Raw genomic sequence first — 15,443 nt, forward strand, 5'->3', positions numbered from 1 at the left:
TGGCAAGCACCATCAGGGCGTCAGCACGGCCGCGCCGAGGATCTGGCCATTCCGCAGCATGGTCAGGACCTCATTGGCCTGATCGAGCGGAAACGCCGTCGTCTCGGTCCGCACGCCGGCTTGCGGCGCGACCTTGAGAAAATCGAGGCCATCCTGCCGGGTCAGATTGGCGACCGAGACCAGCTGCCGTTCCTGCCACAGCAAATCATACGGAAAGCTTGGAATGTCGGTCATGTGGATGCCGGCGCAGACGACGCGACCGCCTTTGCGCACGGCGCGCAACGCCGCCGGGACCAGCTCGCCGGTTGGCGCGTAGATGATCGCGGCGTCGAGCGGCTCGTCGGGCACCTGGTCCGATGACCCCGCCCAGACAGCGCCGAGACGGCGGGCAAGATCTTGTGCAGCGGCATCGCCGGCCCGCGTGAATGCATGGACGGAGCGTCCCTGCCAAGCCGCGACTTGCGCAATGATGTGGCCGGCCGCGCCGAAGCCATAGAGACCGAGCCTCTCGGCGGGGCCGGCCAGGACCAGCGAGCGCCAGCCGATCAACCCCGCGCACAGCAGGGGCGCAATCTCCACGTCGCTGCCGGACTCGCCGAGCGGAAAAGCGTAACGTGCGTCGGCGATGGTGTGGGTCGCGTAGCCGCCGTCGCGCGTGTAGCCGGTGAACAGCGGTGCATCACAGAGGTTTTCCATACCCTCGCGGCAGAAGCGGCATTTTCCGCAGGTGAAGCCGAGCCAGGGAATGCCGACCCGGTCACCAGGCGCATGTGTCGTCACATTCGCGCCGATGAGGTCGACCCGGCCGACGATCTCGTGGCCAGGCACGATCGGATAGCGGATGCCGGGCAGCTCGGCATCGACGAGATGAAGATCGGTCCGGCATACACCGCAGGCGCTGATCTTCACCCGGATCTGACCCTCGCCCGGAATCGGGTCGGGCCGCTCCTCCATCCGGAGCCGCGCTCGTGGGGTCGGCAACACCATCGCACGCATGTCTGTCTCCGGGGCGAACCGCTCCGACTGAAGTATCCATAGAACGGCCGAGTGGCCAGTCCTTGACGTCAGTCAACGCCTGTTTCCCGGGCTGATCGGACGGAGTTTCCCCCGGTCTTGACGCGGATCAAGGGTCTCGACGACAGCCCGCCTATCATGGTGGCTCAGGAGAATTCCGATGCCCATCAAGGATGTGTTTCTGCCCCTTGTCGGCCAGCCGCGCGGGCCAGCCCTGGTTGCGATCGAGAAATGCGTTTCTGTCGCCGCCGATCTCGGCGCCAGGATCACCGCGCTCGCGCTCGAGGAAGATGTTTTCGAGCGACCGAAGGTGATGCTGCCTGACGATCGCGAATTCGCGCAGGCCAGCCTCGAGGCGAGCGACATGCAGCAGCTGCTGAATGCATTACCGATGCGGCTTGCTGCGCCAACGTCCGCGCCCAGGGCCGGTCGGGCAAGGTGCCTGCGGATCAGATCGGAGCGATCCTGGCCGAGCACGCCCGCTTCAGCGACCTCGCGCTGGTTCCCGTGAAACCGCATGACAGTCGAACGGAGACCATCGTGGAGGCGTTGTTGTTCGAATCCGGCCGGCCGCTTCTGCTCTGTCCCGAACATCGCGCCGACGAGCTCAGGCCCGAGTTCGAGAACGTCGTGATTGCCTGGGATCATTCTGCACGGGCCGCGCGTGCGGTCGGCGATGCGTTGCCTGTTCTTCAGGCTGCCAGTTCGGTTCGTGTGCTGACCGTGGCGGAGGACGAGACGGACGCGGTCGTCCGATCCGGAACGGCACTCGTCGACCATTTGCGGGAACACGGCGTCTTTGCCTCGTTCGAAACCACGAAGGGGGGCGGCCGCTCGACCGGCAAAGTATTGGGAAGCTGGGCGAATTCCCATGGCATCGATGCCATCGTGATGGGCGCCTATCATCATTCTCGCCTGAACGAGATCGTGTGGGGCGGTGTGACAAAGACCGTCATTGGCCAGCCACCATGCTGGGTTATGATCTCGCACTAGGCGTCTTCTTCCAGCCGGATCGTCCAATCATCGGAACCGCCGCTGGCGCGGCGCATTTGTTTTCATGTCGACTTATCGTCTGAACAACCTGCTGTCGCCGCGCTCGGTTGCGCTCGTCGGCGCCAGCGCGCGTCCGGCGTCCGTTGGACGCGCGGTCCTGGAAAACATTCGGAAAGCGGGATTCAAGGGGCGGTTTGGCCTCGTCAATCCGCGCCACGCCGAGATCGGCGGCCTCGCCGCGGTGAAGAGCCTGGACAGGCTGGACTTCGTGCCCGAGCTTGTCGTCGTCACCGCGCCCGCGGGCGAGATTCCAGGCATCGTCGAGCAGGCCGGCCGTCGCGGATCTGCGGGTGCGCTGATCGTCTCGGCCGGTCTCGGCCAGGGACCGGGATCGCTGCACGAGGCGACCAGCGCTGCCGCCCGCAAACACGGCATGCGGCTGATCGGGCCGAACTGCCTCGGCATCATGATGCCCGGCGTCAGCCTGAATGCCAGTTTCGCCGCGCACATGCCGGGGGCCGGCAACCTCGCGCTGATCTCGCAATCGGGCGCCATTGCCGCCGGCATGGTGGATTGGGCCGCGCAGCGCGGCGTCGGCTTCTCCGGCATCGTCTCGATCGGCGATCAGATCGACGTCGACATTGCCGATTTGCTCGACCATTTCGCGATGGATCACAAGACCCGCGCGATCCTGCTCTACATCGAGGCGATCAAGGACGCGCGCAAGTTCATGTCGGCGGCGCGCGCCGCCGCGCGGGTGAAGCCCGTCGTCGTGGTGAAGTCCGGCCGCATGGCGCAGGGTGCGAAGGCCGCTGCCACGCATACCGGGGCGCTCGCCGGTGCCGACGCCGTCTATGACGCGGCGTTCCGCCGCGCGGGCGTGCTGCGGGTGTCCGACCTGCGCGAGCTGTTCGACTGTGCCGAGACACTCGGCCGCGTCGAATCGCCGACCGGAAAGCGTCTCGCCATCCTGACCAACGGTGGTGGCATCGGCGTCCTCGCCGTCGATCGATTGGTCGAGCTCGGCGGTATTCCGGCAACCATCTCGACTGACGCGCGCAGGAAGCTTGATGCGGCGCTGCCGCCGACCTGGTCCGGTGCAAACCCCGTCGACATCGTGGGCGACGCCGACGCTGCGCGTTACGCAGCGGCGCTGGAGGAACTGCTGGCCGATCGCGACAACGACGCAGTCCTCGTCCTCAACGTGCAGACCGCGATCGCATCGGCCGCCGAGATCGCCAAGACCGTGACGGAGCTCGTGGCCAAGTATCGCGAGCAGCACCGCCGATGGGCAAAGCCCGTGCTGGCGGCCTGGGTCGGGGCCGATCAGCACATCATCCAGGCACTCTCCAGCGCCGGCGTGCCGAACTATCCGACCGAGGACGACGCCGTGCGCGGCTTCATGCATCTGGTCCGGCACCGCGAGGTGGTGGAGGAGCTGACCCAGGTGCCTCCCGCGATGCCCGACACGTTCGTTCCGGATGCGAGGGGGGCGAGAGAGATCGTCACCGCCGCGATCGCGGATGGCCGCCAGTGGCTCGAACCCGTCGAGATCAAGCACCTGCTCGAAGCCTACGATATCGCGATGGTGCCGACCTGTGCGGCAGCCGATGTCGAGCAGGCGGTAGCCTATGCAAAGGACATCTTCGCGCAAGGCGGCACCGTCGTGCTGAAGATCATGTCGCGCGACATCACCCACAAATCCGACGTCGGCGGCGTCGTGCTCAATCTGACGTCGCCGGAGGCCGTCCGTGCGGCGGCGACGGACATTCTTGCGCGAGCGCGAAAGCTGCGGCCCGAGGCGCGCATCGGCGGCGTCATCGTCCAGGCCATGGTCGTCAAGGCAAAGGCGCGCGAGCTGATCCTCGGACTTGCCGACGATCCGACCTTCGGCACGGTGGTGGTTTTCGGCCGCGGCGGCACGGCGGTGGAGATCATCAACGACAAGGCGCTGGCGCTGCCGCCGCTCGATCTGCAACTGGCCCGCGATCTGATCGACCGCACGCGCGTGTCGCGGCTGCTGAAGGCCTATCGGGACGTGCCGGCGGTGAAGCACGACGCCGTCGCCATGGTGCTGGTCAAGCTGGCGCAGATGGCGGCCGACATTCCCGAGATCCGCGAATTCGACATCAACCCGCTGCTGGCCGACGAAACCGGCGTGACCGCGGTGGATGCCCGCGTCGCGGTCGGGCCGCCACAGCGGAAGTTCGCCGGCTCCGGCCCGGCCAATTTCGCCGTTCGCGCTTATCCGTCGCAATGGGAGCGACGCCTCAAGCTCAAGGAGGACTGGCGCATCTTCGTGCGGCCCATGCGCCCCGAGGACGAGCCGACCATCCACGAATTCCTGCGTCACGTCACGGCGCACGACCTTCGCCTGCGCTTCTTCGCCCCGATGAAGGAGTTCACCCACGAGTTCATCGCACGCCTGACCCAGCTCGACTATGCGCGCGCGATGGCCTTCATCGCATTTGAGGAGGCCAGCGGCGAAATGGTCGGCGTGGTCCGGCTCCATTCCGACTCGATCTACGAGACCGGCGAATACGCGATCCTGCTGCGGTCCGACCTCAAGGGCAGGGGACTCGGCTGGGCCCTCATGCAGCTGATCATCGACTACGCGCGGTCGGAAGGATTGAAGACCATATCGGGCGACGTGCTGCAGGAGAACACAGTGATGCTCGACATGTGCCGGCAGCTCGGCTTCGAGGTCAAGCCGGACCCGGCCGAGCCTGAAATCTGCGACGTCAGGCTCAAGCTCTGATCGCGTCAGCTAGAGCATGATCCGGAAAAGTGTGTAGCGGTTTTCCGAAAAGATCATGCTCAAACAACAACCTAAAGCGCGATGATTCATCCTAATCGCATCGCGCTTTACGAGCGCGCCTCGGCCGAATTTGCATCATCGGACGTCCTGGTCGTCGCCCGCAGAGTCTTGATGATGACCGCGATCAGCGGCAGCAGCACCGGCACGATCGTGCTGAGCGGATGATGCACCGCGCCCGACACCTGGGCCTGGAGCGCACGGGCCTCGAGCTGGAGGGCTTCGATGGAGGTGTCGTGAATTTCGTTGGCGAGTTCGATGTCACGCCCCGACGGAGCGCGGCCGGCGATCAGGAAGAGAGCGGCCGCGATGACGAAATTGACGGCGCCGAGGATGGCAGCCGCGGTAATCGCGCTCCAGAGCTGCACCAGTGCGAAATAGGCCGACAGCTCCAGCATCAGCAGCCCGAACGCGGCGATCAGCGCCGCGAAGGCACGCAGGCCGAGGCCGATCAGCAAATGGCGCAGCCTGATGTCGGCGATGATCCTGTCGGTGCGCCACAGCACGCGCAGATGTTTGACGACATTCTCGGTATTCACCTAGTGTCTCCTCAGCATGAAGCCGACAACCACGCCCAGCGCGAAGGCAGAGGCGAGCGATGTGATCGGACGCTCCGCAACGAGGCCCTGGAGCGTCTCCCCCTCCTGTTCGACGGTCTCGCCGAGCTCGGCGAGTGCGGCCCTGATCTGATCGGCGAGCGCATCAGTGCGAGCTTTCGAGCTCTCGAACATCTCCTCGCCGGCGGTGCTCAACAAGTGCGTGACGTCGACCTTCAGCGTGCGCAATTCCTCGCTCATCCTGTCACTGTCGAACATGGATTTGGTGTCCTCATTAAATTCAAAGGAGCCTAAGACCAGCCTGTGCGATCGCGCTTGATTTGCGTCAAGAGGCGGAGCCCGTTCGGGGTCTTGAGACAGGTCAATCCGGCCGCCACATGCTGGCCTAGAAATGCCGGCTGAATGGGGACCGATTGTCCCGATGAGGTGGAAAGCGTGAACCACGAACCGCTGCTGCACGCGACGCCGTCCGGCGACGTGCTGAAATTGCGCCCCGAGGGGCCCTGGACCGCCGCGAACGTGGTGACGCTCGAGACCTTGTCCCGCTCGGTCGGGGCCGACGTCGATCGTTCGCGCGCCGTATCCTTGGACATGTCGGGGATCAGCGCGCTCGATACGCTCGGCGCCTGGGTCCTGGAGAAGCTGTCGCGCAGGGCCGCCTCGTCAGGCAGGCCAGCCGAATTCGTCGGCGTCGCCGATCATTTCAGCGGGCTGATGGACGAGGTGCGCCAGGTCAACCGCCGCACGCCGGCTCCGGCGGCCGCGCCCAATCCGGTTCTGGCGCGGCTGGGTGATCTCGGCAAGTCCACGGTCGGGGCGCGGGAGGACATCACGATCTTCCTCCAGATGCTCGGCGCGTTGTTCATGGCCGTCATCGGCGTGCTGCGCCGGCCGCGTTCGCTGCGGCTGACCTCTCTGGTGTATCAGCTCTACCGCATCGGATGGCAGGCGATCCCCATCGTCACGCTGATCACCTTCCTGATCGGCGCCATCATCGCGCAGCAGGGCTTCTTCCACTTCCGTAGATTCGGCGCGGAATCATACACGGTCGACATGGTCGGCATCCTGGTGCTGCGCGAGCTCGGCGTGCTGATCGTCGCCATCATGGTCGCGGGACGGTCGGGGAGCGCCTACACGGCCGAGCTCGGCTCGATGAAGATGCGCGAGGAGATCGACGCGCTCTCGACCATGGGGCTCGATCCGGTCGACGTCCTGATCCTGCCGCGCGTTGCGGCCCTGGTCGTTGCGCTGCCCATCCTCACCTTCATCGGATCGATCGCCGCGCTCTATGGCGGCGGGCTGGTCGCGCAGTTCTATGGCGACATGGGGCCGGCGATCTACATCGCGCGCCTGCACGAGGCCATTTCCGTCGCACATTTCGAAGTGGGCATCCTGAAGGCGCCGTTCATGGCGCTGGTGATCGGGATCGTGGCCTGCAGCGAGGGATTGCGCGTCAAGGGCAGCGCGGAGTCGCTGGGGCGGCAGACCACGACGTCGGTGGTGAAATCGATCTTCCTGGTGATCGTGCTCGACGGCCTGTTCGCCGTGTTCTTTGCCTCGATCGGAATGTGACGATGGACGGACCACAAGACGAGTTCGCCATCCGCGTCCGTGACCTCGTGGTCGGCTTCGGCCGTCAAACCGTGCTCGACCATCTGTCGCTCGACGTCCGCCGCGGCGAGATCCTCGGGCTGGTGGGTGCCTCCGGCGGCGGCAAATCGGTCTTGATGCGGACCATCATCGGCCTCATCCCGCGCCGGAGCGGGACCATCGAGGTCATGGGACAACCCGCCGGCGGCCACGGCCGCGGCGCAGCGATGGCCTGGGGCATCCTGTTCCAGCAGGGCGCGCTGTTCTCCTCGCTGACGGTGCGCCAGAACGTCCAGTTTCCCTTGCGCGAAAATCTCGTCCTGTCGCAGGAGCTGATGGACGAGATCGCGATCGCCAAGCTCGAGATGGTCGGCCTGCGTGCGGAGGACGCCGACAAATATCCGGCGGAGCTGTCCGGCGGCATGACCAAGCGCGTGGCGCTGGCGCGCGCGCTCGCGCTCGATCCGCCGATCCTGTTCCTGGACGAGCCGACCTCGGGCCTCGACCCCATCGCCGCCGGCGAGTTCGACGCGCTGATCAAGACGCTGCAAAAGACCCTGGAGCTCACCGTGTTCATGGTGACCCATGACCTTGCGAGCCTGACCACGGTCTGCGACCGCGTCGCCGCGCTCGCCGACGGCAAGATCGTGGCGATCGGCCCGATGCGCGAATTGCTGCAATCCGAGCATCCCTGGGTGCGCGCTTACTTCCACGGCAAGCGCTCGCAGATGCTGCAACACGAGATGAGATGAGAGATGGAAACCCGCGCTCCCTATGTGCTGATCGGCAGTTTCGTGCTGGCCGCGATCGTCGCAGTGTTCGGCTTCGTCTATTGGCTGAACAACACCGGCGGCATCGGGCCGCGCACTAGCTACCACGTGCAATTCCAGGGGCCGGTGCCCGGCCTGCTGGTCGGCGCCGGCGTGCTGTTCAACGGCATTCGCGTCGGAGAGGTGACCCAGCTCGGACTCGCGCCTGATAACCCGCGCTTCGTCAATGCGACGATCTCGGTTGCCACCGCGACGCCGGTGCGTGCCGACACCAAGGTCGGCCTCGAATTCCAGGGCCTGACCGGCGTTCCCGTGGTGACATTGGAGGGGGGCGTGATCGTCGCCAAGTCCGGCGAGCTGCCGACCTTGATCGCGGAGGCCGGCGCTGGCCAGAGCATGACGCAGGCGGCGCGCGATGCGCTGCGGCGGGTCGACACGGTGCTTCAGGACAATTCCGGCCCGCTGAAGGACACCATTGCCAATTTCAAGACCTTCTCCGACGGGCTCGCGCGCAACACCGGCAAGATCGACGGCATCCTGGCAGGCCTCGACAAGATGACCGGCGGCGGCACGCCCGCGCAGAAGGTCACCTACGACCTGCGCACGCCGCAGAATCTCGGGCCGGCCGGCAAGACGCTATCGGCCTCACTGGCCATTCCCGAGCCGACGGCGGTGGCGATGCTGCAGACCCAGCGCATGCTGTTCGCGCCTAGCGGCGACAGGCCGGGCTTTGCGGACTTCCTCTGGGCTGACAGCATTCCGAAACTGGTGCAGGCGCGCCTGATCGACAGTTTCGAGAACTACGACATCGCCCACGCCCCGCTGCGCACGACGGATCTCGGGCCGGCGGACTACCAACTCCTGCTCGACATCCGGCGCTTTCGGATCGCGACGGATGGGGAGGCGCGGGCCGAGATCGGACTGTCGGCTCGGATCGTCGACAAGAATGGCAAGGTGATCGCATCGCGCCTCATCGAGGCCAGCGAAAAGCTCGACAAGGTCGAGCCGGCCGCTTCAGTCGCCGCCTTCGATGCCGCCTTCGCGCGCATCGCCAAGGAGCTGATCGGATGGACCGTGCAGGCGGTGTAAGGGGCGACTATTCCAGCGTCTTCAGATAGGACAGCAGGTCGTGGATCTGGTCCGGGCTGAGCGCGAAGGCTGGCATGTCGGCATGTCCGGTGGAGATCCCCTCGGCCAGCGCCTCGCCAAGGCTGTTGATCGGATAGCGCCGATGCAGGGTGCGTAGCGGAGGCGCGATCTCCAGCGGGCTCTTGGAGGCGCGGTCGATCGCGTGACAGCGTGCGCAATTGGCTCGGGCGAAAGCCTTGCCGCGTTGTTCGGCGGCCGGGGCCGCGAGCGCAGGCGTGATCAGAAGCAGCCCAATCAGGCCGTGACGCAGTGCGCTTTGCAGCATGGAATCATCCCGTCGAACCGTGGACGCAGAATAAGAGCGGGATGCCAGCCAAATTTGATCTGGGTCAATCGGCTGCGGCACGGTGCAGTAAAATGCAGCCGCGCGGTGGACTCGGCCTAACGTCGGGAGCGGCCGGCGTGGGGAGCGATGGATGAAGCCTTCCGTGGTCACGAGTGAGCCGAACGGACATCATTGCGACGATTGTGCCGTGCGTGGAGCGGCGGTCTGCTCGTCGCTCGATGCAGCCGAACTCCGGGAGTTCGAGCATCTCGGCCGCCGCGTCCATTTCGTTTCGGGCGAGACCGTGTTTTCCGAGGAGGACATCACGACCTCGTTCTACAACGTCCTCGAAGGCGTCATGCGGCTGTACAAGCTGCTGCCTGACGGCCGGCGGCAGATCGTCGGCTTTGCCTTGCCCGGTGACTTCCTCGGGATGAATCTGTCCGGCCGGCACAATTTTTCGGCCGATTCGATCGGCGTGGTGAAAGTGTGCCAATTCCCAAAAGGGCCTTTCGGCCGTTTCATCGAAGACCGGCCGCAATTGCTCAGGCGCATCAACGAGCTGGCCATTCGCGAGTTGAGCCAGGCGCGCGACCACATGGTTCTGCTCGGACGCCGCTCGGCCGACGAGAAGGTCGCGACCTTTCTGCTCGGCTGGCGTGAGCGGCTGGTCGCGCTCAACGGTCCGTCCGACATGGTCGCGCTTCCGATGAGCCGTCAGGACATCGCCGATTATCTCGGCCTGACCATCGAAACCGTCAGCCGCACTTTTACCAAGCTTGAGCGTCTCGGCGTGATCGAGATCATTCACGGCGGCATCAGCATGCTCGACCCGGCCCGTGTCGAGGCCATGGCCGCAGCCTGACCTCCCGTCCACGGCGTCTTCGGCAGAATTTGATCCCGATCAATGACGCTGGCCATGCTCCGCAAAATACTGCCGGACACAAATCCGGGAGGGGATGATGCCTGCTGACGCGTTGCTGGTGACCGTTGTCGTCGTCGCGATCTTTGTGGTGTTCGCCGCAGTTCTGGCCTGGGCTGACCGGCAAACCAGGGCGGGCCGGCTTGATCCGGATTCCAGGCACTGAAGCCTTCTGCAGGTCCAGGTCCAGGTCCAAGTCCAGGTCCAGGTCCAAGTCCAAGTCCAAGTCCAAGTCCAAGTCTAGGTTTAGGTCCGAGTCCGGCGCGCCAGGGTCGATGCTCGCCTGGGCGGGCGCTGGCCCTCGGCAGCGTCTCGACGCAATCGCGGTTTGCGTAATCCGCAACTCTGCGTCGAAAAGGAAGCATCGCCGCAGCTTTTGGCTGCTGACTTCCTCGTTACGGGCCTTTTCGTGGCATTTGCCTCAAATCGCGCGCGTGCTTTCCGGTTGAAATGCCTGGTAACGTTGACTACGCAGGAACTCAGTGCCTCGTAGTCTTAGGAGCCCCGCGGCGTGCCTCAGGACAAGACCGGCGATCCCCGACAACCGGCGGGCAACAAACTATCGGTCCTGCGCAAGCACCCGATCTTCGCGGATCTGGAGCCGGAAGCGCTCGATCAACTCTGCCGCTACGCCAAGCACACCACCGTCAAGCGTGGCGCGACGATCGCCGCCAAGGGCGATCCCGGCAACAGTCTGTTCGCGGTGATCGCGGGGACAGTCAAGATTTCCTCCTCATCGCCTGATGGGCGGAACGCTATTCTCAATCTGATCGGCCCCGGAGAAATCTTCGGCGAGATCGCCGTGCTCGACGGCGCGCCCAGGTCGGCGGATGCGACCGCCAATACCAATTGCGAGCTCTACGTCATCGATCGCCGGGACTTCCTGCCGTTCGTGAAGAGCCAGCCGGCGCTGGCGATGAAGTTCATCGAGCTGCTGTGCGCGCGTCTGCGCTGGACCAGTCAGCAGGTCGAGCAGGTGATCCTGCAGAATCTGCCGGGCCGGCTTGCCAGTGCACTGCTCGGTCTCACCGAAGAGCGCAAGCTGGATTCCGGCAGCGGCACGCTCGCCATCACGCAGCAAGAGATCAGCGAGATGGTCGGGATGACGCGCGAGAGCATCAACAAGCAATTGCGCGCCTGGGCCGGCCGCAACTGGGTCCGCCTCGAGCACGGCGCCATCGTCGTGCTCGATACGGACGCGCTGCGCGAGCTTGCCGAGAGTGGCCTCGGCGGCGAGTGACGCCGTCGGCCTAACCGTCGATGCTGGCGACCGCGCGGGGCCTCGATTGGAGGCGTCAAGTCACGGGCTAGCGACGTCGAGCCAGGCCGCCATACCCACCATAGTGGCGAATTGCGCCAGGAATCGATTGATGCAAGTCTTGCATCGATCGATGCCGGATTTGGCTTGGACAGAGAATGCCGCCCGCCCTAGGGACGACATTGGCGCTTGACTTCACACCTGAAGCGGAGCGACCCAAGGCGGCCTGCAGCCGGGCCGACAACGATATAATCGATCTCAATCAACCCAGGAGGAAGCCCACATGAAGACGCTCACCGGTATCATCACAGCCGTTGCACTGGCGGTCTCAGCACCCCTGGCCACTGCACGCGATTTCCGCTCCGCCGACGTTCACCCCGCCGATTATCCGACCGTCGAGGCGGTCAAGTTCATGGGCCAGCAGCTCGCGGCGGCGAGCGGCGGCAAGCTTGGCGTGAAGGTGTTTCCGAACGGCGCCCTGGGCTCGGAGAAGGACACGATCGAGCAACTCAAGATCGGCGCGCTCGACATGATGCGGATCAACGCATCGCCGCTGAACAATTTCGTGCCCGAGACTATCGCGTTGTGTCTGCCCTTCGTCTTCAGGGACACGCAGCACATGCGCACCGTCCTCGATGGTCCGATCGGCGATGAGATCCTGGCAGCCATGGAGCCCGCGGGCCTGGTCGGCCTTGCCTATTACGACAGCGGCGCGCGCTCGGTCTATACCGTCAAGGGACCGGTCAAATCGCTGGCCGATCTGAAGGGCCTGAAGATCCGCGTCCAGCAATCCGACCTGTGGGTCGGCATGATCCAGAGCTTGGGGGCCAACCCGACGCCGATGCCCTATGGCGAGGTCTACACCGCGCTCAAGACCGGCCTCGTCGACGCTGCCGAGAACAACTGGCCGTCCTACGAATCCTCCCGGCACTTCGAAGCCGCCAAGTTCTACAACATCACCGAGCACTCCCTCGCGCCCGAAGTTCTCGTGATCTCGAAAAAGGTCTGGGACGCGCTGAGCAAGGAGGACCAGGCGATGGTCCGCAAGGCAGCCAAGGAATCGGTGCCCGTCATGCGCAAGCTCTGGGACGCGCGCGAGCAGGCCGCCCGCAAGACCGTCGAAGCCGCTGGCGTTCAGGTGGTCACGATCGGCAACAAGGCGGAGTTCGTCGATGCAATGAAGCCGGTCTACCAGAAGTTCGCCGGGAACGAGAAGCTGCAGAGCCTCGTCAAGCGCATCCAGGACACGAAGTAAGACAATTCGGGAACCGGGTCCGGCGTCGCCGCCAGGCGGCACCGGATCCCGTAAGGAGGCGCGGGATGACAGACCCACACGTCGCAAGTCACGAGCAGGGGGCCGTAGCAACACGCCCGTCCACCGGCTTGCTGTCGCGGGTCAATGCCCCCATCGCGCGCCTTGGCATGTACCTGTCGGTGACAGGCCTGCTCGTCATCGTCGCCATCGTCTTCTACCAGGTGTTCGGACGTTACGTGCTCAACTCCAGCCCGACCTGGACGGAGAACCTGGCGCTGGTCCTGATCCTCTACGTCACGCTGATCGGCGCCGCCGTCGGCGTACGCGATGCCGGGCATATCGGCATGGACAGCCTGCTGGTCATGCTCCCCGATCACGCGCGGGAGAAGATCGAGATCGTGATCCACGTTCTGGTCGCCGGGTTCGGCCTCGCAATGGCCTATAACGGCTGGATCCTCGGCGCGTCGGTCGGCACCGTGAAGATCCCCAATCTCGGCCTGCCCGAGGTGATCCGCTACGTGCCGCTGTTCGCCTCCGGCGTCCTGATCGTTTCGTTTTCCATCGAGCACATCATTGCTCTCCTGCGCGGCGAAGAGGTCGTCCCCTCATGGAACTGATCATCCTCGGCGCCACCTTCTTCGGCTTTCTGATCCTCGGCGTACCGGTCGCCTTCGCGATCGGCCTGTCGGCCATCTGCACCATCCTCTACGAAGGCCTGCCGGTCGCCGTCATCTTCCAGCAGATGATGTCGGGGATGAACATCTTCTCCTTCCTCGCCATTCCGTTCTTCGTCTTCAGCGGTGAGTTGATGCTGCATGGCGGCGTGGCCGACAAGATCGTGCAACTCGCCAAGAATCTCGTCGGGCACATCCGCGGCGGGCTCGGCATGTCGAACGTGGTCGCGTGCACGCTGTTCGGCGGCGTCTCCGGCTCACCCGTGGCCGACGTGTCGGCGATGGGCGCGGTGATGATCCCGATGATGAAGAAGGAGGGATACGACACCGACTACGCCGTCAACGTCACCACCCATGCCTCGCTGGTCGGAGCCCTGATGCCGACCAGCCACAACATGATCATCTATGCGCTGGCGGCCGGCGGCAAGGTCTCGATCGGCGCGCTGATTGCCGCCGGTCTCCTGCCGGCGCTGGTGCTGATGGTCTGTATGCTGGTTGCCGCCTACGCGGTCGCGGTGAGGCGCGGTTATCCCGCCGGCAAGTTCCCGGGCTGGGCCGAGGTGGTCCGCTCGCTGGCGGCCGCGCTGCCGGGGCTTCTGATCGTCGGCATCATCCTGGCCGGCATCCTGTCCGGCGTCTTCACGGCAACCGAATCGGCGGCCATCGCCGTCACCTACTCGATCCTGCTGACGTTCTTCATCTATCGCACCATGACTTGGGGCAACTTCCTGCGCGCCGCCGCCAAGGCGGTGAAGACGACCGGCGTGGTGCTGCTGCTGATCGGCGTCTCCACCATGTTCCAGTACCTGATGGGACTTTACGAGGTGGCGGATCTCGCCGGCGCGATGATGAACAAGTTGTCGACGCAGCCCTGGGTGATCTTCCTGCTCATCAATATCATCCTGTTCGTGCTCGGCACGTTCATGGACATGGCGGCAACGATCCTGATCTGCACCCCGATCTTCCTGCCGATCGCGATGAAGGCGGGCATGGACCCGGTGCAGTTCGGCATGCTGATGCTGATCAATTGCGCCCTCGGGCTCAACACGCCGCCGGTCGGAACGACGCAATTCGTCGGCTGCGCCATCGGCGGCATCTCGGTCGGCGCGGTGATGCGCACCATCCTGCCGTTCTATGCTGCGCTCATCGCAGCACTGATGTTCGTGACCTATGTCCCTGCATTCTCGCTGTGGCTGCCGCGCCTCCTGATGGGCTACAAGGGCTAGCAGCACCAGGGAGACATTGTCAGTGACGGACTATCGCAAGCTCTTCGATCTCACCGGCAAGACCGCGCTCGTGCTCGGCGCCGCGTCCGGCATCGGCAAGTCGTCGGCCGAAGCGCTTGCGGATCTCGGCGCCCGTGTCGTCTGCGCCGATCGCGCGCTCGACGCAGCGGAGGCGACTGCCGCCGGCATTCGCGACAAGGGCGGCTGGGCGGAAGCAGCTGGCTGCGACGCCGCAAGCGCCGCGGATGTCAATGCACTCGCGAAAACCGTGATGCAGAAGTTTCCGCGGCTCGACATCGCCGTGACGACGCCCGGCCTCAACATCCGCAAGACCATCCTCGACTACACCGAGGAGGATCTCGACCGCGTCCTCAACCTCAACGTCAAGGGCACGGTCTTTTTCTTCCAGGCCTTCGGCCGCATCATGGTCGCGCAGAAGGGCGGCAGCATCATCGCCTGCTCCTCGGTTCGCGCGGTGACCATCGAGCCCGGCCTCGGCATCTACGGCTCGACCAAGGCGGCGATCGGCCTGCTGGTGAAGGGCTTTGCCTCCGAGGTCGGGCACGCCGGCGTGCGCGTCAATGCGATCGCCCCGAGCATCGCCGAGACCGCGCTGACCGGCCCTTTCAAGCAGCGCCCCGACATCTACAATCTCTACGCCGGCCACACCGTGTTCAACCGCTGGAGCAGCGCCGACGAGGTCGCGACCGCCGTCGCCTATCTCGCCTCGGATGCCGCAAGCTATGTCAGCGGCAGCACGCTGTTCGTCGACGGCGGCTGGACCGCCGTCGACGGCCCGCCGAGCGGTCTCACCCAGTTGCACAAATAGCAAAGGATGTAGCTCGGGTTGCGCTTGCACGTCGCGCGGCTCACTGGCAGGCCTCCTTCGCAACCGCAGCAGGAAGCTCCGGCGCGCGCGGCTTGAGCAAATCGCATGGGGCTTGCCGGATAAATG

15 protein-coding genes and 1 pseudogene are annotated in these 15,443 nt (G+C 65.0%); 12 read left to right on the forward strand and 4 right to left on the reverse strand.

Features of this window, described 5'->3' with window-relative positions; all coding sequences use genetic code 11:
- Positions 1-12: 12 nt before the first annotated feature.
- Positions 13-996, reverse strand: coding sequence for a zinc-dependent alcohol dehydrogenase family protein (locus I6F21_RS06105; protein ID WP_225182904.1), 984 nt, complete (start codon positions 994-996; stop codon positions 13-15).
- 178 nt (positions 997-1,174) lie between these two features.
- Here I6F21_RS06105 and I6F21_RS38980 point away from each other — a divergent pair.
- Both I6F21_RS38980 and I6F21_RS06120 read left to right on the forward strand, forming a co-directional pair.
- Positions 1,175-2,007, forward strand: a pseudogene (locus I6F21_RS38980) (universal stress protein).
- 64 nt (positions 2,008-2,071) lie between these two features.
- Entirely contained in the window at positions 2,072-4,765 is a 2,694-nt protein-coding gene (locus I6F21_RS06120) for a bifunctional acetate--CoA ligase family protein/GNAT family N-acetyltransferase (protein WP_225142914.1), read from the forward strand.
- Between the two features lie 107 nt (positions 4,766-4,872).
- Here I6F21_RS06120 and I6F21_RS06125 read toward each other — a convergent pair whose 3' ends face one another.
- Both I6F21_RS06125 and I6F21_RS06130 read right to left on the reverse strand, forming a co-directional pair.
- Positions 4,873-5,361 (reverse strand): phage holin family protein, encoded by a 489-nt coding sequence (locus tag I6F21_RS06125; RefSeq protein ID WP_225182907.1) that lies wholly within the window; start codon positions 5,359-5,361, stop codon positions 4,873-4,875.
- The gene (locus tag I6F21_RS06130; protein ID WP_225142918.1) at positions 5,362-5,637 is read right to left on the reverse strand and encodes a hypothetical protein; all 276 of its coding nucleotides are present in this window, start codon (positions 5,635-5,637) and stop codon (positions 5,362-5,364) included.
- Positions 5,638-5,814: 177 nt separating this feature from the next.
- Between I6F21_RS06130 and I6F21_RS06135 the strand changes: the two genes are divergently transcribed.
- Genes I6F21_RS06135 through I6F21_RS06145 form a run of 3 tightly spaced genes read left to right on the forward strand, consistent with a single transcriptional unit; the run spans position 5,815 to position 8,828 of the window.
- A complete protein-coding gene (locus I6F21_RS06135; protein ID WP_225133150.1) occupies positions 5,815-6,951 on the forward strand; it encodes an ABC transporter permease in 1,137 nt (378 codons plus the stop codon).
- Between the two features lie 2 nt (positions 6,952-6,953).
- Positions 6,954-7,721, forward strand: a complete 768-nt coding sequence (locus I6F21_RS06140; RefSeq protein WP_036007500.1) for an ABC transporter ATP-binding protein — start codon at positions 6,954-6,956, stop codon at positions 7,719-7,721.
- 3 nt (positions 7,722-7,724) lie between these two features.
- A complete protein-coding gene (locus tag I6F21_RS06145) occupies positions 7,725-8,828 on the forward strand; it encodes an MlaD family protein (RefSeq protein WP_109143025.1) in 1,104 nt (367 codons plus the stop codon).
- 7 nt (positions 8,829-8,835) lie between these two features.
- On the opposite strand, the gene I6F21_RS06150 is transcribed toward I6F21_RS06145, so the two are convergent.
- Complete coding sequence (locus tag I6F21_RS06150) at positions 8,836-9,153, reverse strand: cytochrome c (protein WP_225182908.1); 318 nt, start codon at positions 9,151-9,153, stop codon at positions 8,836-8,838.
- Positions 9,154-9,304: 151 nt separating this feature from the next.
- Here I6F21_RS06150 and I6F21_RS06155 point away from each other — a divergent pair, with 151 nt between their 5' ends.
- From I6F21_RS06155 to I6F21_RS06180, 7 genes are all read left to right on the forward strand, one after another.
- Complete coding sequence (locus tag I6F21_RS06155) at positions 9,305-10,018, forward strand: helix-turn-helix domain-containing protein (protein WP_225182909.1); 714 nt, start codon at positions 9,305-9,307, stop codon at positions 10,016-10,018.
- A 94-nt stretch (positions 10,019-10,112) separates the two neighbouring features.
- A complete protein-coding gene (locus tag I6F21_RS38780) occupies positions 10,113-10,241 on the forward strand; it encodes a hypothetical protein (protein ID WP_275970700.1) in 129 nt (42 codons plus the stop codon).
- Between the two features lie 345 nt (positions 10,242-10,586).
- Positions 10,587-11,315 (forward strand): Crp/Fnr family transcriptional regulator, encoded by a 729-nt coding sequence (locus tag I6F21_RS06160; protein ID WP_036007486.1) that lies wholly within the window; start codon positions 10,587-10,589, stop codon positions 11,313-11,315.
- Positions 11,316-11,616: 301 nt separating this feature from the next.
- The gene (locus I6F21_RS06165) at positions 11,617-12,588 is read left to right on the forward strand and encodes a TRAP transporter substrate-binding protein (RefSeq protein ID WP_036043896.1); all 972 of its coding nucleotides are present in this window, start codon (positions 11,617-11,619) and stop codon (positions 12,586-12,588) included.
- 65 nt (positions 12,589-12,653) lie between these two features.
- On the forward strand, positions 12,654-13,205 hold the full coding sequence (locus I6F21_RS06170) for a TRAP transporter small permease (protein WP_036029012.1): 552 nt from the start codon (positions 12,654-12,656) through the stop codon (positions 13,203-13,205).
- On the forward strand, positions 13,196-14,488 hold the full coding sequence (locus I6F21_RS06175) for a TRAP transporter large permease (protein WP_036043893.1): 1,293 nt from the start codon (positions 13,196-13,198) through the stop codon (positions 14,486-14,488). The genes I6F21_RS06170 and I6F21_RS06175 overlap by 10 nt, the downstream gene beginning before the upstream one ends.
- A gap of 22 nt (positions 14,489-14,510) precedes the next feature.
- On the forward strand, positions 14,511-15,317 hold the full coding sequence (locus I6F21_RS06180) for an SDR family oxidoreductase (RefSeq protein WP_225182910.1): 807 nt from the start codon (positions 14,511-14,513) through the stop codon (positions 15,315-15,317).
- Positions 15,318-15,443: the final 126 nt, after the last annotated feature.

The sequence above is a fragment of the Bradyrhizobium sp. NBAIM03 genome, assembly GCF_020194055.1.
Lineage (GTDB): Bacteria > Pseudomonadota > Alphaproteobacteria > Rhizobiales > Xanthobacteraceae > Bradyrhizobium > Bradyrhizobium yuanmingense.

Excerpts from the sequence above, each read along its gene's own strand:
- I6F21_RS38780 (WP_275970700.1), top strand. The coding sequence starts at position 10,113 with ATGATGCCTGCTGACGCGTTGCTGGTGACCGTTGTCGTCGTCGCGATC.
- I6F21_RS06165 (WP_036043896.1), top strand. The coding sequence starts at position 11,617 with ATGAAGACGCTCACCGGTATCATCACAGCCGTTGCACTGGCGGTCTCA.
- I6F21_RS06155 (WP_225182909.1), top strand. The coding sequence starts at position 9,305 with ATGAAGCCTTCCGTGGTCACGAGTGAGCCGAACGGACATCATTGCGAC.
- I6F21_RS06130 (WP_225142918.1), bottom strand. The coding sequence starts at position 5,637 with ATGTTCGACAGTGACAGGATGAGCGAGGAATTGCGCACGCTGAAGGTC.
- I6F21_RS06105 (WP_225182904.1), bottom strand. The coding sequence starts at position 996 with ATGCGTGCGATGGTGTTGCCGACCCCACGAGCGCGGCTCCGGATGGAG.
- I6F21_RS06150 (WP_225182908.1), bottom strand. The coding sequence starts at position 9,153 with ATGCTGCAAAGCGCACTGCGTCACGGCCTGATTGGGCTGCTTCTGATC.
- I6F21_RS06145 (WP_109143025.1), top strand. The coding sequence starts at position 7,725 with ATGGAAACCCGCGCTCCCTATGTGCTGATCGGCAGTTTCGTGCTGGCC.
- I6F21_RS06140 (WP_036007500.1), top strand. The coding sequence starts at position 6,954 with ATGGACGGACCACAAGACGAGTTCGCCATCCGCGTCCGTGACCTCGTG.
- I6F21_RS06170 (WP_036029012.1), top strand. The coding sequence starts at position 12,654 with ATGACAGACCCACACGTCGCAAGTCACGAGCAGGGGGCCGTAGCAACA.
- I6F21_RS06175 (WP_036043893.1), top strand. The coding sequence starts at position 13,196 with ATGGAACTGATCATCCTCGGCGCCACCTTCTTCGGCTTTCTGATCCTC.
- I6F21_RS06120 (WP_225142914.1), top strand. The coding sequence starts at position 2,072 with ATGTCGACTTATCGTCTGAACAACCTGCTGTCGCCGCGCTCGGTTGCG.